General features: G+C 33.7%; 15 protein-coding genes and 1 tRNA gene. 7 read left to right on the top strand and 9 right to left on the bottom strand.

From position 1 onward, the window contains the following. Positions 1-132: 132 nt before the first annotated feature. The 7 genes from HSX10_RS02690 to HSX10_RS02660 all read left to right on the top strand — a co-directional run bounded on the left by HSX10_RS02690 (position 133) and on the right by HSX10_RS02660 (position 5,232). Entirely contained in the window at positions 133-1,059 is a 927-nt protein-coding gene (locus HSX10_RS02690) for an alpha/beta hydrolase family protein (protein ID WP_173586666.1), read from the top strand. Positions 1,060-1,394: 335 nt separating this feature from the next. Then, a complete protein-coding gene (locus HSX10_RS02685; RefSeq protein WP_173586665.1) occupies positions 1,395-2,255 on the top strand; it encodes an SPFH domain-containing protein in 861 nt (286 codons plus the stop codon). Positions 2,256-2,259: 4 nt separating this feature from the next. After that, positions 2,260-2,418 (top strand): DUF4177 domain-containing protein, encoded by a 159-nt coding sequence (locus HSX10_RS02680; RefSeq protein WP_173586664.1) that lies wholly within the window; start codon positions 2,260-2,262, stop codon positions 2,416-2,418. Beyond that, complete coding sequence (locus HSX10_RS02675) at positions 2,418-2,918, top strand: hypothetical protein (RefSeq protein ID WP_173586663.1); 501 nt, start codon at positions 2,418-2,420, stop codon at positions 2,916-2,918. Before HSX10_RS02680 ends, HSX10_RS02675 begins: the two co-directional genes overlap by 1 nt. A 5-nt stretch (positions 2,919-2,923) precedes the next feature. Continuing rightward, positions 2,924-3,103, top strand: coding sequence for a type II toxin-antitoxin system antitoxin (locus tag HSX10_RS02670; RefSeq protein ID WP_173586662.1), 180 nt, complete (start codon positions 2,924-2,926; stop codon positions 3,101-3,103). 65 nt (positions 3,104-3,168) lie between these two features. Beyond that, entirely contained in the window at positions 3,169-4,479 is a 1,311-nt protein-coding gene (locus HSX10_RS02665; protein WP_173586661.1) for a DUF819 family protein, read from the top strand. Positions 4,480-4,530: 51 nt separating this feature from the next. Continuing rightward, entirely contained in the window at positions 4,531-5,232 is a 702-nt protein-coding gene (locus HSX10_RS02660; protein ID WP_173586660.1) for a DUF4369 domain-containing protein, read from the top strand. Between the two features lie 230 nt (positions 5,233-5,462). Here HSX10_RS02660 and HSX10_RS02655 read toward each other — a convergent pair. The 9 genes from HSX10_RS02655 to HSX10_RS02615 form a co-directional block, all read right to left on the bottom strand. Next, positions 5,463-5,536, bottom strand: a tRNA-Thr gene (locus tag HSX10_RS02655). 69 nt (positions 5,537-5,605) lie between these two features. Continuing rightward, entirely contained in the window at positions 5,606-5,875 is a 270-nt protein-coding gene (locus HSX10_RS02650) for a hypothetical protein (RefSeq protein ID WP_173586659.1), read from the bottom strand. Between the two features lie 82 nt (positions 5,876-5,957). After that, a complete protein-coding gene (locus HSX10_RS02645) occupies positions 5,958-6,929 on the bottom strand; it encodes a type I phosphomannose isomerase catalytic subunit (protein ID WP_173586658.1) in 972 nt (323 codons plus the stop codon). Positions 6,930-6,933: 4 nt separating this feature from the next. Then, on the bottom strand, positions 6,934-7,344 hold the full coding sequence (locus HSX10_RS02640; RefSeq protein WP_173586657.1) for a 6-pyruvoyl trahydropterin synthase family protein: 411 nt from the start codon (positions 7,342-7,344) through the stop codon (positions 6,934-6,936). Next, positions 7,344-7,868: an isopentenyl-diphosphate Delta-isomerase gene (gene idi / locus HSX10_RS02635; RefSeq protein WP_173586656.1), complete on the bottom strand. Its 525-nt coding sequence runs from the start codon at positions 7,866-7,868 to the stop codon at positions 7,344-7,346. The genes HSX10_RS02640 and idi overlap by 1 nt, the downstream gene beginning before the upstream one ends. Before the next feature lie 125 nt (positions 7,869-7,993). Beyond that, a complete protein-coding gene (locus HSX10_RS02630; protein WP_217363221.1) occupies positions 7,994-8,416 on the bottom strand; it encodes an OmpA family protein in 423 nt (140 codons plus the stop codon). Between the two features lie 222 nt (positions 8,417-8,638). Further along, positions 8,639-10,615, bottom strand: a complete 1,977-nt coding sequence (locus tag HSX10_RS02625) for an OmpA family protein (protein WP_173586655.1) — start codon at positions 10,613-10,615, stop codon at positions 8,639-8,641. 10 nt (positions 10,616-10,625) lie between these two features. Then, positions 10,626-11,552, bottom strand: a complete 927-nt coding sequence (locus tag HSX10_RS02620; RefSeq protein WP_173586654.1) for a PorP/SprF family type IX secretion system membrane protein — start codon at positions 11,550-11,552, stop codon at positions 10,626-10,628. 28 nt (positions 11,553-11,580) lie between these two features. After that, positions 11,581-23,511: a CLIPPER-2 domain-containing protein gene (locus tag HSX10_RS02615; protein WP_173586653.1), complete on the bottom strand. Its 11,931-nt coding sequence runs from the start codon at positions 23,509-23,511 to the stop codon at positions 11,581-11,583. Between the last annotated feature and the right edge of the window lie 82 nt (positions 23,512-23,593).

Below are 23,593 nucleotides of genomic sequence, written 5' to 3'. Positions count from 1 at the left end.
TACCGACAAAATACACGTGTAGAAATTCATGTTTTTATACGTTTAATAGATGTTATTAGAAATAAAAATTAATTCATTATGTAAAATTTAATTCAATATGAAGTAACTTTAGACACTTTTAAAACTATTAATATGAAAAAATATTTAATCCTCTTTATATCTTTAACAACCTTTTTAGGTTTCAGCCAAGCTACAACTTATACCGAAGATGAATTATCAGTATCAAAATGGATAGATGGTACATTACTAACTCCTAATGACATTGAAAAACCAAATTTAGCAATTATCATAGCAGGCTCTGGTCCTACCAACAGAAATGGTAATCAGAATTTTCTTAAAAATAATTCTTTAAAAAAATTAGCAGAAGGACTTACTAATAATGGAATTGCAACTTTTAGATATGATAAACGTGTTGTAAAACAAATTCTACATAATAATATAGACAAAAACATGATGTTTGATGATTTTATAACTGATGCTTCAGACGTCTTAGATTACTTCAAAGAAAAAAATAATTATAATAAGATTTACGTTATTGGTCATAGCCAAGGAAGTTTAGTTGGTATGGTATCTGCAAAAGATAAAGCTGATGGTTTTATTTCATTAGCTGGTGCTGGTAATAATATAGGAGATGTATTAATTGAGCAAATTGATAAAACGGCACCAATGTTTAGTGAAGACACAAAACGTATTGTAACAAGCTTAAAAGAAGGAAAAACAACAACAGATTTCCCTATTGCTTTAGCTTCTGTATTTAACGCCGAGATACAACCCTTTATGATGAATTGGATGTCTTATAACCCTACAGAAATAATTAAGGATCTAGATATGCCTATTCTTATTATAAACGGAACAAAAGATCTTCAAGTTTCAGAAAAAGAAGCCGAAGTATTAAATGCTGCTAATGAAAAATCCCAATTAGTAATCATAGAAAACATGAATCACGTGCTCTTTGAAATTGAAGGAGGTGATTTAGAAAATTCAAAATCTTATAACGAATCTTTTAGAGCTATTTCTCCACAGCTTATTATAAGTATCACAAATTTTATAGAACCATAATTTTATATTATCATTTAAGGCTCTAAAAACTATAAGCATCACTACCGTGATGCTTTTTTTATTAAAAAACAAAAAATAAAAGCATCCCAACCACGAGATGCTTTTCTAACTAACCAACCAATGTAATGCTACAACTTTGTAATCTTGTTACCTAGAGTAACATGTTATTAGCATTACAATTAATACTTTGCAAACTGTGTGCCAAAGTTTGATTATATCTTTTTTCTTCAAGACTGTAACAAAATAAAACATTAGGATACTAATATATAAAAGTATATCTTTATGATATCATATTGATATCATATTAAATTATCAATCAATTAAATTTAGAACTTATGAAAGAAGAAAAAATTATCGTCCCTGCTAATGGGTATCTTATGCTATTTTTATTTGTAATACTCTTTTTCGGAAGTATTGCAATCATGATTATCACAAAAACAGGTTGGGCTACATTCGGTGTTATAATTGCTTTAATTTTAGCTTGTGGATTTCTTATGGTGCAACCTAATGGATCTCGTGTTTTACTTTTATTCGGAAAATACGTTGGTACTGTAAAAAAGAATGGTTTTTATTGGGCAAATCCTTTTTATACTAAAAAGAAAATTTCTTTAAGAGCTAGTAATTTTGATAGTGAACGCTTAAAAGTGAATGACAAATTAGGAAATCCTATTATGATTAGTACAATTCTAGTTTGGCGTGTTAAAAACACCTACAAAGCTGCTTTTGATGTTGATAATTATGAAAATTTTGTGCGTGTACAAACAGATGCTGCTGTTCGTAAATTAGCAAGTATGTATCCTTACGATAATTTTGCAGATGAAGGTGTTGATGAAGATATTACGCTACGATCTAGTGTAAATGAAGTTAGTAATGCATTAGAAAAAGAAATAGATGAGCGTTTATCTATTGCTGGTATAGAAGTTTTAGAAGCTAGAATCGGTTACTTAGCTTATGCACAAGAAATTGCAAACGCCATGTTAAAACGCCAACAAGCAACAGCTATTGTAGCTGCAAGACATAAAATCGTAGAAGGTGCCGTAAGTATGGTAGAAATGGCTATTGAACAACTAAGCAAAAAACAAGTTGTAGATTTAGATGAAGAACGCAAAGCCGCTATGGTCAGTAACCTAATGGTTGTATTATGTGGAGATAAAGATGCCTCCCCAGTACTAAACACTGGCACTTTAAATCATTAAACATATGAAAGAATACAAAGTAATAACACCAAGACTAGGCTTTAGAAACCGTATTCAAAATTTTGAAGATTTACTCAATCAATATGCTCGAGAAGGATGGAGCGTTAAGCAAATTGCTGTAAATTGGTCTACTGTAGTTTTTGAACGCGAAAAAAATAGATAATGAGGATATTTAAAGAAGAACAACGCTTCAATCAATTATGGTTGATTATATTGATATCAATTAGCACATTAATTCCTTTAGGACTTTTTATAAAAGCATATTTAGAAAACCCTGATAATTATTCTAGTTCTGAATTAATAGGACTTATTTCTATATTTATAGTAGCCACAGGTTTAATCTTTTTTGTTAAGCTAAGTTCTAGAATCGATGAAATAGGAATCCACTATAAATTTTTCCCTATTCATTGGAATTATAAAACAATTAAATGGAGTGAAATTGAAAAAGCATATATCAGAACATACGATCCTATTACAGATTATGGAGGTTGGGGACTAAAAGGAGGAACACTTTGGAACAGATCTAAAGGACAAGCCATTAACATATCTGGAGATATTGGAATTCAACTAAAATTAAAAAACGGTAAAAAGCTATTACTTGGAACACAAAAACAAGAGAATGCTAAAAGCATAATAGCTTATTATAAATCAAAATTTAATTAATTATAATGTCTAAAAAGAAAGCCTTTGCACTACGAATGAATGAAGATATGCTGAAAGCCGTTGAAAAATGGGCTTCAGACGAATTTCGTAGCACTAATGGACAAATAGAATGGATGCTAATGCAATATCTAAAAGAACACAATAGGCAGCCCAAACAAAAAGATGATTCAACAGAAAAAAAGTGACCGTAAATGGTCACTTTTTTAGTTTTTAATTTTTGTATTTTGCGTGCTCTAAAATAACTTTATTTATGGATAATACTCCAATTTTTACTGATGATACTATTGTATTTGGACTCTTAATGATTGCTTTAGGTTTTGTGTTTGTCACAGAATCTATAAAAACAGGATTTTGGCCCAAGTTTTATAAAATAGTACCTGGTTTATTTATGGCTTACATGCTACCTGCACTTTTAACAACTACAGGTTTAATCTCACCAGAATGGACCACAGTTTCAGAAACAGGAGTGATTACAGAACACAGTACAAGTTTATATTATGTTTCTAGCCGTTATTTATTACCGGCCGCTTTAGTTTTAATGACTTTAAGTATCGATTTAAAAGCTGTTTTTAATTTAGGATGGAAGGCATTAGTAATGTTTTTTACAGGGACTTTAGGGATTGTTATAGGCGGACCTATCGCTATTATATTAATTGCAACCGTTTCACCAAATACTGTTGGAGGCGTTGGTCCAGATGCCGTTTGGAGAGGGCTTTCTACCTTAGCAGGAAGTTGGATTGGTGGAGGTGCCAACCAAACAGCCATGCTAGAAATCTTTGGTTATAACCAAGCCAAATATGGAGGAATGGTATTTGTAGATATCGTAGTCGCTAATATTTGGATGGCTATTATATTAATTGGTATCGGAAAAAGAGATAGAATTAATAAGTGGCTAAAAGCAGACACTTCTTCTATTGAGGAATTAAAAGAAAAAATGTCTACGTTTACTGAAAAAGTAAAGCGAAATCCATCATTATCAGATATTATGATTATTTGTGCGATTGCTTTCGGAACGGTAAGTATCGCCCATTTAAGCGCTAACTATTTAGGCCCTCTTTTTGAAGGTGTTGTTGCAGGAATAGAATCACCAACAACAAGAAATATTTTCACTTTCTTAGGCTCAAAATTCTTTTGGATGATTAGTATCGCGACTTTAATTGCTATCTTATTATCAAATACAAAAGCCAAAAACTATGAAGGTGCAGGTGCAAGTAAATTTGGAAGTGTTTTTATCTACATTCTTGTTGCTAGTATCGGAATGAAAATGGATTTAACCATGATTTTTGATAATCTTGGTCTTATCGCTATTGGTGTTGTATGGATGACTATTCACGCTATACTACTAGTAGTCGTAGCCAAACTAATTAAAGCGCCTTATTTCTTTTTAGCAGTTGGTAGCCAAGCCAATGTTGGCGGAGCAGCCTCTGCCCCTATTGTAGCTTCTGCATTTCACCCGTCTTTAGCAACCGTTGGAGTTCTACTTGCTGTATTTGGATATGCTGTTGGAACTATTGCTGCTATTGGCTGTACTATTTTAATGGAATTAGCAGCCGTTAGCTAGTTATATTAAAACTAAAATAAGATATTTGCTTACCTAATTACACTGCAAAACATGACAAAATTAAACAAAGTATTAAGTCTCATAATTTTAGTAGCATTAGCTGTATCTTGTGGTAAAGACAATGATGCTAATTTCACATTAAAAGGAAACATTAAAGGCTTAAAAAAAGGAATCGTTTATCTTCAAAAAGAAGGGGATTCTAGTATTATTGATTTAGATTCTATGGTTATATCAGGCCAAACAGAATTTTCATTACATACAAATATTGACGAACCTGTTATCCTTTATTTAAAACTTCATAAAAATGATAAAGACGAGCATTACATTCCATTTTTCGCTGATAAAGGAACTACTGAAATCTCAACAACGTTAAAAACTTTTAATTACGATTATGAAATTAAAGGTTCTAAACAACAAGAGCTTTTAGAAGCATATGTAAAAGTGATGTCTTCATACAATCACAAGAATCTTGACTTAATTGAGGCTAGTTTTATAGCACAAAAAGATAATGACAGCATAACACTAGACTCTTTAAATAATATAGCAGATAAACTTATAAAACGTAAGTATGCTTACACTATTCAATACGCTATAAATAATAAGGATAGTGAAATTGCTCCTTACCTAGCTTTATACGAAACGCAAAATGCTAATCCAGTATATATAGATTCTATTTACAACAACCTAAATGAAGAAATTAAAAACTCTTTTTATGGTAAAAAGCTAAAAGAAGTTATAGCAAATAGAAATTAAGACAACTAGTTATTTCCTCATAAACCTGATACTTTTATAATATAAAGTTTAGATATAACTCTTAAATATTAAACATCCAATCATAACTATATGATTGGATTTTTTATGTTCTATTGTATTTAAATAGGAATCACTCCGTTTTAAAAAGCCTAATCCCCTTATTTTCAACTAAAAACTTCTATTAAACAAAAAACTCCAACTACTTTACAGTAATTGAAGTTTTAAATAAGAGCCGATGGAGGGACTCGAACCCACGACCTGCTGATTACAAATCAGCTGCTCTAGCCAGCTGAGCTACATCGGCAATAAATGCTTACCTAATATCGGTAAGCGAGCGCAAATTTAAGATAGATTTTTAAATCTGCAAGCAAATTTAATTTAATTTATTTATTTTTTCTATAAGAGCTCTTCCTTTTGACTCAAGATCAGCACTTATAGCTTTAAAATGAGCTTTTTTATTTTCTACACTTCTGTCATTTACACGAGCAATTAACTCATCAAACGTTACAATAGCTTCATCAATAACAGCTTCACTATCTTTTGTTGGTTTTTGAGCATTAGCTAATTCCCAAACATAAACTGCTTCAATAATATCTCCTAATACGTAATTGATATCTTTTTTTAATTCTCTTTTATTTGCCATAATAATTTTATTTTATAGTAACCGCAAAAATACTAAATCCTTTTAATTAATTGATTCTCATATTTACTTTTTATCTGAAGTTTTAAACGTATACTTCTAATAACCTCCCGTAAGCCGAATTTAATTTAAAGTTTTTAATACTCGCAGGGATTAAAATCGTTTCTCCTTTAGATATACTCGTGTTTAAAATAGGTGAAGAAATTTCAACTTCACCATCGACACACATATAAATTATAAATGAATCTTGCATATTTACTTTATCTACTTCAGTATCTAATTCAATAAAATTTGTAGTAAAAAAAGGACAACCTATCATTTGGTTTGCTTTGTTCTTTTGTTTTTCATAATCGATTCTAAAATCATTTTTCATTTCAAAATCAAAAGCATCAATAGCGATATCATTATGAAGCTCTCTTTCATTTCCATCATCATCAACACGGTCCCAGTCGTAAACGCGATACGTTACATCACTCGTTTGCTGAATTTCGGCTAACAAAACCCCTGCTCCTATGGCATGAACTCTACCTGATTCAATAAAATAAGTATCACCTTCCTTTACTTTATCAAAATTTAGAATCTCTGTTAAGGCCTTCTCTTCTAAATGTTTTAAATAAATCTCTTTATTTACTTTTTTATTGAATCCAACAATTAAATTTGCTTCATCATCAGCTTGCATTACATACCACATTTCTGTTTTACCAAAAGAATTATGTCGTTTTCTAGCTAATTCATCATTAGGATGCAGTTGAATACTTAAATCTTGCTTAGCATCAATAAATTTGATGAGTAGTGGAAATTCATTACCAAAACGCTTCCAGTTTTTCTCTCCTAAAAATCCGGCTTGATATTCATTAACTAAATCTTGAAGTGAACGCCCCTTTAAATCTCCATTTATAACAACAGAAATATCGTTAGGAACAGTACTTACCTCCCAACTTTCACCTAGTTTTTTAGAATCTGAAGCTTTATTAAAATGCTGATTTAATTTTTCTCCACCCCAAATTTTTTCTTTTAAAATGGGTTGAAATTTTAATGGATATAATACGTTTTTCATATAACTAATCTCCAGAATAGGTTACAAAATTACGAGGTGTTTCGTAGAGTGTAATTTCTAGTTGAAATTCCGGCTTAAGTTTAGGTTTAATTTTATTGTAGATAACTACAGCAATATTTTCTACTGTAGGATTTAGTTCCTGAAACTCGGGAACTTCAATATTTAAATTCTTATGGTCGAAGGCATCTTCTACTTCAGATTTAATAATATCTTTTAATATTTTTATATCAATAACATAACCTGTATCAGGATCTATTTCCCCTTTAACGCTTGCGATTAGTTCATAATTATGACCATGAAAATTAGGGTTATTACATAACCCGAATACTTCTTCGTTTTTCTCAAAACTCCAATCTTTCCTATACAGTCTATGTGCTGCGTTAAAATGCGCTTTTCGATGTACTGTGACTTGCATTATTTATTAATGTTTATATATTCATAAAACTTCTCGAAGATTATTTTAAACCAAGCTGTATAAATCTCAGGTTTTTCTAAAATATCTGTTTTAACAGCTTCTAAAGTCATCCATTTCCAACTTGCTACCTCATCTGGATTTACCACAGGTTCGTCATTATAATAACCCACCATAATATGGTCGTACTCGTGCTCTGTTAATCCATTTTCAAAAGGAGCTTTGTATATAAATGAAGTCTTCTCTTCTAGTTCTGTTACAAATCCCATTTCTTCTTGTAAACGTCGTTTACCAGCTTCTAAATTACTTTCTCCATCACGCTGATGACTACAGCAAGTATTAGTCCATAAACCAGGAGTATGATACTTATATAAAGCACGTTGTTGAAGCATTAGTTCCTTCTTATCATTAAATACAAACACAGAAAATGCGCGATGTAAAAGCGCTTTCTCATGTGCTTCCATCTTTGGCATTAATCCTATTTGTTTATCATTTTCATCTACTAAGATGACTTGTTCTTCTATCATGCCGTAAAAATACCAAGTAAAACTTTAAAACGCATTAATCTTTTCATAAAAAGCCTATGAAATGAAAATACCTTGCTTGTAAGACACAAGCAAGGTAGTTTTATGATAGAATAATAATTAATAAATTAATCTTTAATAATAAACATTGATCTACGATTTAATTGATGATCTTCATCACTACAATCTATTTCATTACCACATGCGTTAATCAATTGAGATTCGCCATAACCTGTTGCAGATAATCTTCGTTTTGAAATCCCTTTATCATATAGCCATTTTAATGTAGACCTTGCTCTACGCTGAGATAGTTTTAAATTATAAGAATCTCTACCTCTAGAATCTGTATGAGATTCTATATAAATTTTTAATTCCGGATATTCTTTTAATGCCGCTAAAATTTTAGCTAATTCTATTTCTTCATCTAAGCGAATATTTGAATCATCATAATCAAAATATATAGGTTGTAACGTTAATTTACAACCTAAATCATTAGGCGGACAAGGATCTGAAACTTTAAGAATCAATGGCATATTTAAAACAATTGGCATCTCTATTGTTTTAGGGTTTTTAGGAGTCTCAAAAATTTCTTCTTTAGGATTATACCCGTCTTTTTTTGCTCTAATAACATATCGTTCATTACAATCTAAGTGGAAGGTGAAAAGTGCATCTTAAAAAACTAAAAGTATAATACATCAATACTAAAATTTAAACACAAAAAAGCCGTTTAAGAAATTAAACGGCTTTTGTAATTATTATATGTGAGTTTTTTATTAATCGTCACATGTTTTTCCATCAATACTTGTGATAATAAATTCACTACGTCTATTTAATTGGTGCTCTTCTTCTGAACAAGAAGATTCATTAGTCGGCTCGCAACCACAATCATTTACTAAACGTGATTCTCCATAACCTTTAGCGGTTAAACGTTCTGACGAAATTCCTTTATCTATTAAATATTGACGTGTAGACTTCGCTCTTCGTTCTGATAATTTTTCATTGTATGAAGCTGTTCCTCTACAATCTGTATGTGAACGAATATCAATATGCATTGTAGGATATTTATTTAATACCGCCAATACTTTTTGTAGCTCAATCTCTGCATCATATCTAACGTTAGATTTATCAAAATCAAAATAGATGATTGGGATATCTAATACCTTAGCTAAATCATCACAAGGCTCAATTTGTTGTTCGTCTATTTCTAAGAATAGTTGTAACTCTAGGTCTTGTTGTTTTGATGGCGTAGCAAAACGTTTTTCATCTGAGGTATACTTTTCTTTTTCGCCTCTTACTAAGTATTCTGTTTTACATGCTAAATCAAACTCAAATACAGCGTCTTCAGCAACTGTTTTGCGTTCTATTTCATTTCCTTCTCCATCGAATAAAACTACTGTAGCATTAGGAATAGGCTCGTTTGTTTTTATATCTAAAACCGTACCTGTAACTAATTGTTTACATTCAGTAATCTCAAAAGTATAAATATCATCACTTCCTTTCCCTCCTTCTCTATTAGAGCTAAAATAAACACGTTTAGTTACTAAATTCTCATAATAAGCAAAATCATCAGACACGCTATTTACAGGTTTTCCTACATTTTCAATTGGAAAATTTCTACTCGAACTTTTTTCAACTTTTGCATCTACACCTTCAGATTTAAATATATCTCTTCCTCCTAATCCAGGAAATCCTGTAGAAGAAAAATATAAATCACCATTTGTATTCATAAACGGAAAAGTTTCTTTTCCTTCTGTGTTTATAGAGCTTCCTAAATTTTCTGGTTCACCTAAGGTTCCATCATCATTAACATCTACAACAAAAATATCAGACTGTCCATAAGTTCCTGGCATATCTGAAGCAAAATACAATCTAGAACCTGTGACATTTAAAGTTGGATGAGCAACACTATAATCTTCACTATTAAAATGAATTTTATGAATATCATCCCAAGAACCATCTTCTGATAAACTTGCTCTATATAATTGCAGTCTATTAATACCTGTATTATCTTCTTTATATTTTGAATGGAAATAATTATTTCTTGTAAAGAACATATATTTTCCATTTGGAGAAAATACAGGACTAGACTCATGAAACTTAGTATTTACATCACCTTCTAAACTTTTCACTTCTCCGAAAGATCCATCTTCTTTCTTTTCAACTGAAAATAAATCTAAATAAGGTTGTTCATTCCATCTATACTTACGGCCTCCTCCACTTGCTGAAGCGAATACAATTTCGTTTTCGTATTCTGCAGCTCCAAAATCAGAAAACTCTGTATTAAAGTCTAAGTTAATAACCTCAATATCATCTCTACTTGATGCTTCAATAGATGTTCTATAATCCACTTTAGATAAAAAAGCCTTTCCTCTTAAATCTTCAGGCTTAAGCTCATTAAATTTTTTCATCCATTTATCAGAACCTTCATAGTCTTCAATTCCTTTAAGCGCTAAAGCGTATCTGAAATAGTATTCTGGCTCAATAACTTCATCCATAGCCATTAATTCGCCATACCACTTAGCTGCTTCTTCCATTTTATCTTGATAGTAAAATGAATTGCCTAATTTTTGAAATAAATCAGCAGATTTATAACCTTTCTCAGCGACTTCTAATAACACTTCACTTGTTTTTACATAAGCAAAATCTCTATAATCATCTTTTACACTTTGTATCTTTCCATTCTGTGCAAATACAGATGAAGTAAACGCAACTACAAACGCCAATAATATATATTTCGATATTCTTTTCATAATCTTATTTTTAGAAGAAACGTGGGGATAATATTCTACCTAGTCTTTTGATCTCAAATCTTAATGTTAATTCGTGTGAACCACTATTATAATTACTCAATCCAGTTGTTGTCATATCATAACTATAGCCTACAAACATACCTGGTGTTATTTGTAAACCAGCTAAAGCACTTACAGAATCATCCCATCTCCATGCAACACCCAAAGTAAAGTTCTTTTGAAACCAAAAGTTAGCAGATACATCTGCAATTAATGGTGCTCCAGAAACTCCTTTAACTAAAAATGCAGGTTTAAACTCCGTTGTTTCACTTAAATTAAAGACATAACCACCAATAAAGTAAAAGTGCATACGCTCTGTTGCTACAGACTCTTCATAATCGTCATAATGATCAGTATCTATAAAGTTGGGTACTGCTAAACCAAGATACCATTTTCTAGTGTGCAGATATAAACCAGCCCCCACCATTGGTGAAACTAAATTTATATTATTTTGATATGCAGGATCTGCATCTCTAAATGTACCTTTACTCCAATCGGTATCTAACAAATGAATCCCTCCTTTTACTCCAAATGATAATTTTAAATCATTGGCATTTAAAGGTATTGTATAAGATACGTTAGCATCTACAAATGTTTCACTTGCAGGCCCCAAAGCATCCTTAACAATATTTAAACCTAACCCAATACGTTCATTACGTAATGGTGTATGAAAACTCAAGGATTGTGTTTGTGGAGCTCCATCTATACCAACCCATTGAGATCTATGAAGACCTACAATGCTCAACGTTTCTCTTTGACCTGCATAAGCTGGATTTACGCTCATTGTATTAAACATATAATGAGTGTACTGTGGATCTTGCTGTGCAAAACTAATAGTACTTGTTAGTATAAATACTAAAACTATTAATCCCTTTATTAGTGATGATTTATGTATCATTTTAATCTTTTTTATTATTCAGTATTAATTAGTTTAGTCTATTTATATATAACCATCCTACAAGTGGATCTATACCATTCCCTAAGTCTAATACATAATAATATGTACCTACTGGTAAGTCGTTAGATTCGTTAATAACAGTTCTTCCGTTTGATTTACCTTCCCAATTATTGAGATAGCCTTTTTTACTATAAACAATATTCCCCCATCTATTATAAACCTCTAGTTTATTATTTGGATATCGTTCTATACAATCAATCACAAATGTGTCATTCACACCATTTCCATCAGGTGAAAATTCGTTATAAATTGTTAAACATATAGGATCTACTTCTGCACTAGCTTCATCATTAAAAGTATTAGTGTCTTCACCTCCTAATGCATTTTCAACATAAGCGACATTTAAATAATCTCCAAATCCTAAAACTTCAACAGTTACCTCAAATATTTCTACCTGATCAGGATCTAATTGACCTATTACCCATTGATCATCAAAATCTGAATAAACACCAGAAGTAGAGATGTAAGAAACGAATACATAACCACTAGGGATTTGCTCGTTAATAATAACATCTGTTGCCGTTACGTTACCAATATTAGCGACTTCTATAGTAAATGTTACATATGAACCAATAACGGGCTCTAAAACATCTACAACTTTAGTTACTTCAATATCGAAGAACGAATTAACTGGTGTAACAGTTGGATCATCTGGATTACCATCATTGTTATCATCAATGTCATCTAAATTATTTGGATCATCACTAGTATCAGTAATATCATCTGAAGGATCAATTAAATCTCCTCTTGGACCTTCACTTATAACAGTTGCTGAATTTATAACATTACCTGCATCTAAATCAGCTTGTGTAATTTCATAGGTTGCTGTAAATGTTGTGGTATCAATTTCACCAGGTATTAATTGAGCAATTGGTCCACCTAATAAATTTAAACCAGGTAAGTTATCTTGAACTACAATATCTGTTAGTGTAACATTTCCTGTATTCTCAACAGTAAATACATATGAAATTAAATCACCTAAGCTTCCCGAAATACCATCTCCATTAGTATCTTCTAAATCTAAAGTGGTTTTGATTAGATTAATGCTTGGATTTGATACTATAGTTGTTACTGTTGCATCATTATCTATATTTCCATCATTATCATCTCCATCATCACTCGTGTCATCTATTGTTACTCCAGCTGGACTATCTCCTTCTGCAAATACACTGTTGCTAAAGCCTCCTGCATCTATTGCATCTTGCTCTATAACATAGGTTGCGGTATAAGTTGCTGTTTCTCCTACTAATAATGAACCTTCTAAACTTCCAGCATCTGCACTATCAAAGGTTGGTCCTGATAATAACGTTAACGTGTTACCGTTAGCATCTTCAAAAGTATCTGTGATAGCTACATTATCTAAACTTACGTTTCCTGTGTTTTCCACAGTAATCGTATACGTCATCGTATCTCCTAAACTTAAGCCCGTTGGTAATACATCGTTACTAACCGCTACAGTTTTAACAGCTTCTAGACTTGGTGATGCTGTGATTGGTGTTATTGTTGCATCATCTTCTGTGTTGCCATCATCATCATCATCATCATCACTCGTATCATCTATTGTTACTCCTGTTGGACTATCGCCTTCTGCTAATACACTGTTGCTAAAGCCTCCTGCATCTACTGCATCTTGCTCTATAATATAAGTTGCAGTATAAGTTGCTGTCTCCCCTACTAATAATGAACCTTCTGCACTTCCTGCATCAGCACTATCAAAAGTTGGACCTGTTAATAAGGTTAACGTGTTACCGTTAGCATCTTCAAAAGTATCTGTGATAGCTACATTATCTAAACTTACGTTTCCTGTGTTTTCTACAGTTATCGTATAAGTCATGGTATCTCCTAAACTTGAGCCTGTTGGTAATACATCATTACTGATCATTACTGTTTTAACAGCTTCTAGACTTGGTGATGCAGTGATTGGTGATACTGTGGCATCATCTTCTGTGTTGCCATCATTATCATCTCCATCATCACTTGTATCATCAACTGTTGTATCTGTTGGGCTATCTCCTTCTGCTAATACACTATTGCTAAAGCCTCCTGCATCTATTGCATCTTGCTCTATAACATAAGTTGCAGTATAAGTTGCAGTCTCTCCTACTAATAATGAACCTTCTGAACTTCCGGCGTCAGCACTATCAAAGGTTGGTCCTGATAATAACGTTAACGTGTTACCGTTAGCATCTTCAAAAGTATCTGTGATAACTACATTATCTAAACTTACGTTTCCTGTGTTTTCTACAGTTATCGTATAAGTCATTGTATCTCCTAAACTTAAGCCAGTTGGTAATACATCATTACTGATTATTACGGTTTTAACAGCTTCTATACTTGGTGATGCTGTAAGCGTTGTTACTGTGGCATCATCTTCTGTGTTGCCATCATTATCATCGTTATCATCACTCGTGTCATCAACTGTTGTATCTGCTGGACTATCGCCTTCTGCTAATACACTGTTGCTAAAGCCTCCTGCATCTATAGCATCTTGCTGTATAACATAAGTTGCAGTATAAGTTGCTGTCTCCCCTACTAATAATGAACCTTCTGAACTTCCGGCGTCTGCACTATCAAAAGTTGGTTCTGATAATAAGGTTAAAGTGTTACCGTTAGCATCTTCAAATGTGTCTGTAATAACTACATTATCTAAACTTACGTTTCCTGTATTTTCTACAGTTATCGTATAAGTCATGGTATCTCCTAAACTTAAGCCGGTTGGAGCGATATCATTACTGATTGCTACTACCTTGACAGCTTCTAGACTTGGTGATGCTGTAATCGTGGTTACTGTCGCATCATCTTCTGTATTGCCATCAGCGTCATCATTATCATCACTGGTATCATCAACTGTTGTTCCTGCTGGACTATCGCCTTCAGCTAAAACACTGTTGCTAAAACCTCCTGCGTCTATTGCATCTTGTTCTATAACATAAGTTGCTGTATATGTTGCCGTTTCTCCTACTGCTAATAAACCTTCTGCACTTCCGGCATCTGCACTATTAAATGTTGGACCTGTTAATAAAGTTAAGGTGTTACCGTTAGCATCTATAAAGGTATCTGAGATAGCTACATTATCTAAACTTACGTTTCCTGTGTTTTCTACAGTTATCGTATAAGTCATGGTATCTCCTAAACTTAAGCCCGTTGGTAATACATCATTACTGATTGCTACTGTTTTAACAGCTTCAATACTTGCTGATGCTGTAATTGTTGTTACTGTGGCATCATCTTCTGTATTGCCATCAGCGTCATCGTCATCATCACTGGTATCATCAACTGTTGTTCCTGCTGGACTATCGCCTTCGGCTAAAACACTGTTGCTAAAACCTCCTGCGTCTATTGCATCTTGTTCTATAACATAAGTTGCTGTATATGTTGCCGTTTCCCCTACTGCTAATAAACCTTCTACACTTCCTGCATCTGAACTATTAAATGTTGGGCCTGTTAATAAAGTTAAGGTGTTACCGTTAGCATCTATAAAGGTATCTGTGATAGCTACATTATCTAAACTTACGTTTCCTGTGTTTTCTACAGTTATTGTATAGGTCATTGTATCTCCTAAACTTAAGCCCGTTGGTAATACATCTGTTGTAAGTGCTACCGTCTTAACAGCTTCTATACTTGCTGATGCTGTAATTGTTGTTACTGTGGCATCATCTTCTGTATTGCCATCTGTATCATCATTATCATCACTGGTATCATCAACTGTTGTTCCTGCTGGACTATCGCCTTCGGCTAAAACACTGTTGCTAAAACCTCCTGTATCTATTGCATCTTGTTCTATAACATAAGTTGCTGTATATGTTGCCGTTTCTCCTACTGCTAATAAACCTTCTGCACTTCCTGCATCTGAACTATTAAATGTTGGGCCTGTTAATAAAGTTAAAGTATTACCGTTAGCATCTACAAAGGTATCTGCGATAGCTACATTATCTAAACTTACGTTTCCTGTGTTTTCTACAGTTATCGTATAAGTCATTGTATCTCCTAAACTTAAGCCGCTTGGTAATACATCATTGCTGATTGCTACTGTTTTAACGGCTTCGATACTTGGTGATTCACCTATCGTGGTTACTGTGGCATCATCTTCTGTATTGCCATCAGCGTCATCGTCATCATCACTGGTATCATCAACTGTTGTTCCTGCTGGACTATCGCCTTCGGCTAAAACACTGTTGCTAAAACCTCCTGCGTCTATTGCATCTTGTTCTATAACATAAGTTGCTGTATATGTTGCCGTTTCCCCTACTGCTAATAAACCTTCTACACTTCCTGCATCTGAACTATTAAATGTTGGGCCTGTTAATAAAGTTAAGGTGTTACCGTTAGCATCTATAAAGGTATCTGTGATAGCTACATTATCTAAACTTACGTTTCCTGTGTTTTCTACAGTTATCGTATAAGTCATTGTATCTCCTAAACTTAAGCCGCTTGGTAATACATCTGTTGTAAGTGCTACCGTCTTAACAGCTTCTAGACTTGCTGATGCTGTAATTGTTGTTACTGTGGCATCATCTTCTGTATTGCCATCTGTATCATCATTATCATCACTGGTATCATCAACTGTTGTTCCTGCTGGACTATCGCCTTCGGCTAAAACACTGTTGCTAAAACCTCCTGTATCTATTGCATCTTGTTCTATAACATAAGTTGCTGTATATGTTGCCGTTTCCCCTACTGCTAATAAACCTTCTACACTTCCTGCATCTGAACTATTAAATGTTGGGCCTGTTAATAAATTTAAGGTGTTACCGTTAGCATCTATAAAGGTATCTGAGATAGCTACATTATCTAAACTTACGTTTCCTGTGTTTTCTACAGTTATCGTATAAGTCATTGTATCTCCTAAACTTAAGCCCGTTGGTAATACATCATTACTGATTGCTACTGTTTTAACAGCTTCAATACTTGCTGATGCTGTAATTGTTGTTACTGTGGCATCATCTTCTGTATTGCCATCTGTATCATCATTATCATCACTGGTATCATCAACTGTTGTTCCTGCTGGACTATCACCTTCGGCTAAAACACTGTTGCTAAAACCTCCTGCGTCTATTGCATCTTGTTCTATAACATAAGTTGCTGTATATGTTGCCGTTTCCCCTACTGCTAATAAACCTTCTACACTTCCTGCATCTGAACTATTAAATGTTGGGCCTGTTAATAAAGTTAAGGTGTTACCGTTAGCATCTATAAAGGTATCTGTGATAGCTACATTATCTAAACTTACGTTTCCTGTGTTTTCTACAGTTATCGTATAGGTCATTGTATCTCCTAAACTTAAGCCACTTGGTAATACATCATTGCTGATTGCTACTGTTTTAACAGCTTCAATACTTGGTGATTCACCTATCGTGGTTACTGTGGCATCATCTTCTGTATTGCCATCAGCGTCATCGTCATCATCACTGGTATCATCAACTGTTGTTCCTGCTGGACTATCGCCTTCGGCTAAAACACTGTTGCTAAAACCTCCTGCGTCTATTGCATCTTGTTCTATAACATAAGTTGCTGTATATGTTGCCGTTTCTCCTACTGCTAATAAACCTTCTGCACTTCCTGCATCTGAACTATTAAATGTTGGGCCTGTTAATAAAGTTAAAGTATTACCGTTAGCATCTACAAAGGTATCTGCGATAGTTACATTATCTAAACTTACGTTTCCTGTGTTTTCTACAGTTATCGTATAAGTCATTGTATCTCCTAAACTTAAGCCCGTTGGTAATACATCATTGCTGATTGCTACTGTTTTAACAGCTTCGATACTTGGTGATTCACCTATCGTGGTTACTGTGGCATCATCTTCTGTATTGCCATCAGCGTCATCGTCATCATCACTGGTATCATCAACTGTTGTTCCTGCTGGACTATCGCCTTCAGCTAAAACACTGTTGCTAAAACCTCCTGCGTCTATTGCATCTTGTTCTATAACATAAGTTGCTGTATATGTTGCCGTTTCTCCTACTGCTAATAAACCTTCTGCACTTCCTGCATCTGAACTATTAAATGTTGGGCCTGTTAATAAAGTTAAGGTGTTACCGTTAGCATCTACAAAGGTATCTGCGATAGATACATTATCTAAACTTACGTTTCCTGTATTTTCTACAGTTATCGTATAAGTCATTGTATCTCCTAAACTTAAGCCTGTTGGTAATACATCATTACTGATTGCTACTGTTTTAACAGCTTCTAGACTTGCTGATGCTGTTATTGTTGTTACTGTGGCATCATCTTCTGTATTGCCATCAGCGTCATCATTATCATCACTGGTATCATCAACTGTTGTTCCTGCTGGACTATCGCCTTCGGCTAAAACACTGTTACTAAAACCGCCTGCATCTATTGCATCTTGTTCTATAACATAAGTTGCTGTATATGTTGCCGTTTCTCCTACTGCTAATAAACCTTCTGCACTTCCTGCATCTGAACTACTAAATGTTGGACCTGTTAATAAAGTTAAAGTGCTACCGTTAGCATCTACAAAGGTATCTGCGATAGCTACATTATCTAAACTTACGTTTCCTGTATTTTCTACAGTTATCGTATAAGTCATTGTATCTCCTAAACTTAAGCCTGTTGGTAATACATCTGTTGTGATTGCCACCGTCTTAACAGCTTCTAGACTTGGTAATGCTGTTAATGTTGTTACTGTGGCATCATCTTCTGTATTGCCATCTGTATCATCATTATCATCACTGGTATCATCAACTGTTGTTCCTGCTGGACTATCACCTTCGGCTAAAACACTGTTACTAAAACCGCCTGCATCTATTGCATCTTGTTCTATAACATAAGTTGCTGTATATGTTGCCGTTTCCCCTACTGCTAATAAACCTTCTGCACTTCCTGCATCTGAACTATTAAATGTTGGGCCTGTTAATAAAGTTAAGGTGTTACCGTTAGCATCTACAAAGGTATCTGCGATAGCTATATTATCTAAACTTACGTTTCCTGTGTTTTCTACAGTTATCGTATAAGTCATTGTATCTCCTAAACTTAAGCCTGTTGGTAATACATCTGTTGTAAGTGCTACCGTCTTAACAGCTTCTAGACTTGGTAATGCTGTTATTGTTGTTACTGTGGCATCATCTTCTGTATTGCCATCTGTATCATCATTATCATCACTGGTATCATCAACTGTTGTTCCTGCTGGACTATCGCCTTCGGCTAAAACACTGTTACTAAAACCGCCTGCATCTATTGCATCTTGTTCTATAACATAAGTTGCTGTATATGTTGCCGTTTCTCCTACTGCTAATAAACCTTCTGCACTTCCTGCATCTGAACTATTAAATGTTGGGCCTGTTAATAAAGTTAAAGTATTACCGTTAGCATCTACAAAGGTATCTGAGATAGCTACATTATCTAAACTTACGTTTCCTGTGTTTTCTACAGTTATCGTATAAGTCATTGTATCTCCTAAACTTAAGCCGCTTGGTAATACATCATTGCTGATTGCTACTGTTTTAACGGCTTCGATACTTGGTGATGCTGTTATTGTTGTTACTGTGGCATCATCTTCTGTATTGCCATCTGTATCATCATTATCATCACTGGTATCATCAACTGTTGTTCCTGCTGGACTATCGCCTTCGGCTAAAACACTGTTACTAAAACCTCCTGCATCTATTGCATCTTGTTCTATAACATAAGTTGCTGTATATGTTGCCGTTTCCCCTACTGCTAATAAACCTTCTGCACTTCCTACATCTGCACTATTAAATGTTGGGCCTGTTAATAAAGTTAAAGTATTACCGTTAGCATCTATAAAGGTATCTGCGATAGCTACATTATCTAAACTTACGTTTCCTGTATTTTCTACAGTTATCGTATAAGTCATTGTATCTCCTAAACTTAAGCCGCTTGGTAATACATCATTGCTGATTGCCACCGTCTTAACAGCTTCTAATGCTATTGAACATGCAAAAGAATTTGTTGCATCAGTCACTGCGGAATTAGTTCCCAAAGAATAATCAACACCTGTTTCTGTAACTAAACCATTTGCTGGATTTACCGTAGCTGGATCTGAATCACCAAACTGTCCCCCATCTGAACCCGAAGCAGTTGCGCTTACATAAGCCTCATTGGCATCACTACAACCATCACCATCACTATCTGTATTTTGAAAATCGAAACTTCCGTCATTTAATGTATCTATTGGTGTTGTACCAGTACCTGCAGTAGAAGGAATACCATTAGTAGTTGCTGTTGTACCAACGGCACCATCTGCAATACCATCGTTATCGACATCGGTACCGCCTACTTCATCTACATCGTAAATACCATCATTATCTGCGTCTAAATCTAAATAATCATCTACACCATCGCCGTCACTATCACATGGAACCCCAGAATACATAGATGTAAAAGGTACATCTACAAAAGCGCCACTATTTATACTCCATTTAAGACTTGCAGAAGAATTTCCTCTACCATCAGTTAATACATAAGCTACCCTAATGTATGTTGATATTGAATTTAATGTAAAAACTGGCGAACTGTTACCTCTTAGTGATTCACCAATATATCGTAAGTCTCCTGACAGTGTACTAGGATTATTTGATCCATCGTGTGCCACATAAAGTGCTTGTAAATCAAATACGTTATCAGGGCTATCAACTCTTATATCTAAACTTGTTGTTCCCACAGGAATTTCTAATATCGCCGTTACATAGAAAACATTACCTGATAAACCTCCTATTGGACCTGAATCAACAATTTGCATACCATCTCCAAAAGTAATTGATCCAACACTTGTTAAATTTTCACTACCACTAATATCATCCACTATAAAATCATCATCTGGAGTAAGTGCTGGTGTAAGAATAACCCCATCGAACCCAGCATAGGGCACGACTGATTCCACTCTATTACTAGGAACAGCAACCTGAGGTGCTACAGAATTCCATGGCTCAAATACAACTTCAGATTGGGTAATTAAACTCCAATTTTGAACCACATATCCATTACCTGAAGAACAGCCTATATTTTCTATTACATCTAAAATACCATCATTATCATTATCTAAATCTGCTGAATCGCCTACACCATCACCATCATTATCACCTTCAACGTCTATAGTTACTGTGGCCGTTGTACAAATAATTGCTCCATTAGAATCATTACAAACTTCGTACACTACAGTTACTGTTGTACCTGCTTCAGATAATAATGGTGTATATATTAAATCACCTGTATTTGCATCAAAAGCTATTGTGCCACCTGAAGAACCTGAACCTTCATCTGTAATCGTTGTTGTACCTGCGTTGTCAGTATCAGCATTATCTAAATAATCATCATTATCTAAAATATTAATCGTATTCGATTGGTTTAGAAGTGCACTTGCAGTATCACTACTTGCTGTTGGCACATTTGGGTTTGGATCAGTAGAATTTGGATTACCATCACCATCATTATCAGTACATACTAAACTAGAATTATCTGTAACTGCTGCATTGGTTCCTAAAGTATAATCGATACCTGCTTCTGTAACTAAACCTGTCGAGGGATCTACTGTGGCAGGGTCTGTTGTTCCAAACTGGCCTCCATCACCACCATCAGCTACCGTATCATTATAAGCCTCATTGGCATCACTACAACCATCACCATCACTATCCGTATTTTGAAAATCGTAACTATCATCAGTTAACGTATCAATAGGTGTTGTTATTTCTGCATCATCATCAGCACCATTATTATCAACATCACTAAAGCCTGTATCATTCGAATCTATTACACCATCATTGTTTGTATCTAATGCCGTATTCCCTGCTTCATCAACGTCATAAATACCGTCATTATCACTGTCTAAATCTAAATAATCTGGCACACCATCATTATCTGTATCATTATCACAGACGGCTAAAGATGAAGAAAAAGCTACATTATCTAAAGCAAAATATTCTATATCCGAACAATTACCATCATGACCACTACCAATATTTTCAACACGAATACTTATTTCATTTAAATCGCTTAAAACATTAGTTAAATCTTCTAATGTTCCCGAAAAAGAAGCATCATCAATATTTATCAAAATTGTATTCCATATCCCGTTTTCCCAATTATTAAGTTCTGCAGAAGTCAGTAATCTTGTTGCATTAACAAAATTCCCTGCTGTATCATAAAAATACACGTTAACGGCTGACCCAGATCCAGTTGTTAACCAACCAGGATTTCCCGTATAACCAGCTCTATAATTATAATGATCATAAGAGAATGTCCCCCCTATTAAACCACCATAATTTAGACCACCTATATCTGATTTTCTTAAATATGTTAATCCAGTATCAATATCAGAATCTACAGCATAATCAGTTGCATCAGGACTTAATCCTGCAATATTAGTATTTGCTAAACCTGTAATATCAATGGTACAACCATGGTTTCCTGTAACTGTTGAAGTTGAATTAGATATAGGATTTGATGCAATTTTACTTAGATCATTATCATTTAGTGAATACCAGCCAGCTGTACCGGTATTAAAAGTGAATTTAGCATCACAAGAGTTCTCAACGATATCAAGAATTCCGTCATTATCGTTATCAATATCAGAAGAATCAAATATGCCATCACAATCGATATCATTTTCAGAAACACTAATAGAATTATTACTAGTACTAGTATCATCTTGTAACATGTTACTAATACTATTAGTATATGCAATTGGTAAAGACAAAGTTGAGACTGATACATTTACAGTCAACACAACACTTTCACCAGCTTCTAAGCCAGATACACTCCATAAATTTGTTGTACTATTATAACTTGCAACAGCTATACCAGAAGAAAACACAGCACTACTACTAACATAATTAAGTCCTGATTCAATAGGCATATCAACATCAAAACCATTACTATCAATACCACTATTATTATAAACTGTAGTTACAAAATCTAAAGAATTAGTAGAGCACAAATCTGAAGGTGTCTCTATTTTAGAAGTAATAGCTAGATCAACTGGACTAAAACTAAGCGTATTTTTATTATATGCTGTAAAAGCAATATCAGTATTTCCTGATGTATTATGTATAAATTTAGTTGCTTGAGATAAGTTAGCTGTAGTAATTCCGAAATCATTAAGCTCAAAAGTTAATAATCTTAAATCTCTATATGTATTAATTCCATTATTAAATGTACCTGAAACAGCACCTGTACTTGTATCAACTTTATAAATAGTCCAATGCATTCCTCCAACAATAGGAACACCTCCAAAACCAACACTAACTGCGTTTCCGACTGTATTACCTAAATCATCAACAAATTTAAAAACATCACTTCCTGATGGAGCACCAGTCTGTGTCGCTATTAAATCAGGTATACCATCATTAACACCCGATACAGCATTAATAAGTAAGTTATCGTAAACAAAATCCTGAGCTTGTATATTAAAAAAGTTAGTTCCTAGTTCTAGTCCGCTAATTCCATCTCTAATAAAAAAACTAGGAACAATAGGATCGAATGTTTTAATATAATCTGAAGCAGAATTATTTTGTGGGTTACCATCCCAATTATAAGCAACACCTATTAATTCTTCACTATTATAAGTTATATTTCCAGGGACAGGAAAAGCTGTAAATTCAAGAGCTGTAAAAGCTACACTATTAGCAGTTAAAATAGAATTATCAACCCCAGTAGAATAAGTTACTCCATTAGAAGTAAAACCAATTAAATTATTTGAATCATCTGAAGTTACTGGCGTAGTAGTAGAAGACATAAAATACCCTCCTTGATCTCCATAGATAGCTGTGACATCTTGTTGAGCATTGATTACTAAACTAAAAAGAAAAAAGAAACTTAGAATAAGAACTTTAGAATGAGAACCGAAACTTTTGTTTAAAGAAAAACAAAGATTAGCAATTAAATTTTTAGTCCATAAGAACCGAGTAGTAATTTCCATATATTATAGTTGTTGTAAAGTCTTATTTCTCATTCAAAAATGAGTATTGAAATTTTTCGATAAAAGTGCGAATATATCCGAT

Source organism: Winogradskyella undariae, assembly GCF_013285155.1.
GTDB lineage: Bacteria > Bacteroidota > Bacteroidia > Flavobacteriales > Flavobacteriaceae > Winogradskyella > Winogradskyella undariae.
This window is presented reverse-complemented; position numbering and strand designations above follow the sequence as displayed.

What these genes read in the sequence shown, in the direction of transcription:
- HSX10_RS02690 (WP_173586666.1), top strand. Translation starts at nt 133, where the DNA reads ATGAAAAAATATTTAATCCTCTTTATATCTTTAACAACCTTTTTAGGT.
- HSX10_RS02685 (WP_173586665.1), top strand. Translation starts at nt 1,395, where the DNA reads ATGAAAGAAGAAAAAATTATCGTCCCTGCTAATGGGTATCTTATGCTA.
- HSX10_RS02680 (WP_173586664.1), top strand. Translation starts at nt 2,260, where the DNA reads ATGAAAGAATACAAAGTAATAACACCAAGACTAGGCTTTAGAAACCGT.
- HSX10_RS02675 (WP_173586663.1), top strand. Translation starts at nt 2,418, where the DNA reads ATGAGGATATTTAAAGAAGAACAACGCTTCAATCAATTATGGTTGATT.
- HSX10_RS02670 (WP_173586662.1), top strand. Translation starts at nt 2,924, where the DNA reads ATGTCTAAAAAGAAAGCCTTTGCACTACGAATGAATGAAGATATGCTG.
- HSX10_RS02665 (WP_173586661.1), top strand. Translation starts at nt 3,169, where the DNA reads ATGGATAATACTCCAATTTTTACTGATGATACTATTGTATTTGGACTC.
- HSX10_RS02660 (WP_173586660.1), top strand. Translation starts at nt 4,531, where the DNA reads ATGACAAAATTAAACAAAGTATTAAGTCTCATAATTTTAGTAGCATTA.
- HSX10_RS02650 (WP_173586659.1), bottom strand. Translation starts at nt 5,875, where the DNA reads ATGGCAAATAAAAGAGAATTAAAAAAAGATATCAATTACGTATTAGGA.
- HSX10_RS02645 (WP_173586658.1), bottom strand. Translation starts at nt 6,929, where the DNA reads ATGAAAAACGTATTATATCCATTAAAATTTCAACCCATTTTAAAAGAA.
- HSX10_RS02640 (WP_173586657.1), bottom strand. Translation starts at nt 7,344, where the DNA reads ATGCAAGTCACAGTACATCGAAAAGCGCATTTTAACGCAGCACATAGA.
- idi (WP_173586656.1), bottom strand. Translation starts at nt 7,868, where the DNA reads ATGATAGAAGAACAAGTCATCTTAGTAGATGAAAATGATAAACAAATA.
- HSX10_RS02630 (WP_217363221.1), bottom strand. Translation starts at nt 8,416, where the DNA reads ATGCCAATTGTTTTAAATATGCCATTGATTCTTAAAGTTTCAGATCCT.
- HSX10_RS02625 (WP_173586655.1), bottom strand. Translation starts at nt 10,615, where the DNA reads ATGAAAAGAATATCGAAATATATATTATTGGCGTTTGTAGTTGCGTTT.
- HSX10_RS02620 (WP_173586654.1), bottom strand. Translation starts at nt 11,552, where the DNA reads ATGATACATAAATCATCACTAATAAAGGGATTAATAGTTTTAGTATTT.
- HSX10_RS02615 (WP_173586653.1), bottom strand. Translation starts at nt 23,511, where the DNA reads ATGGAAATTACTACTCGGTTCTTATGGACTAAAAATTTAATTGCTAAT.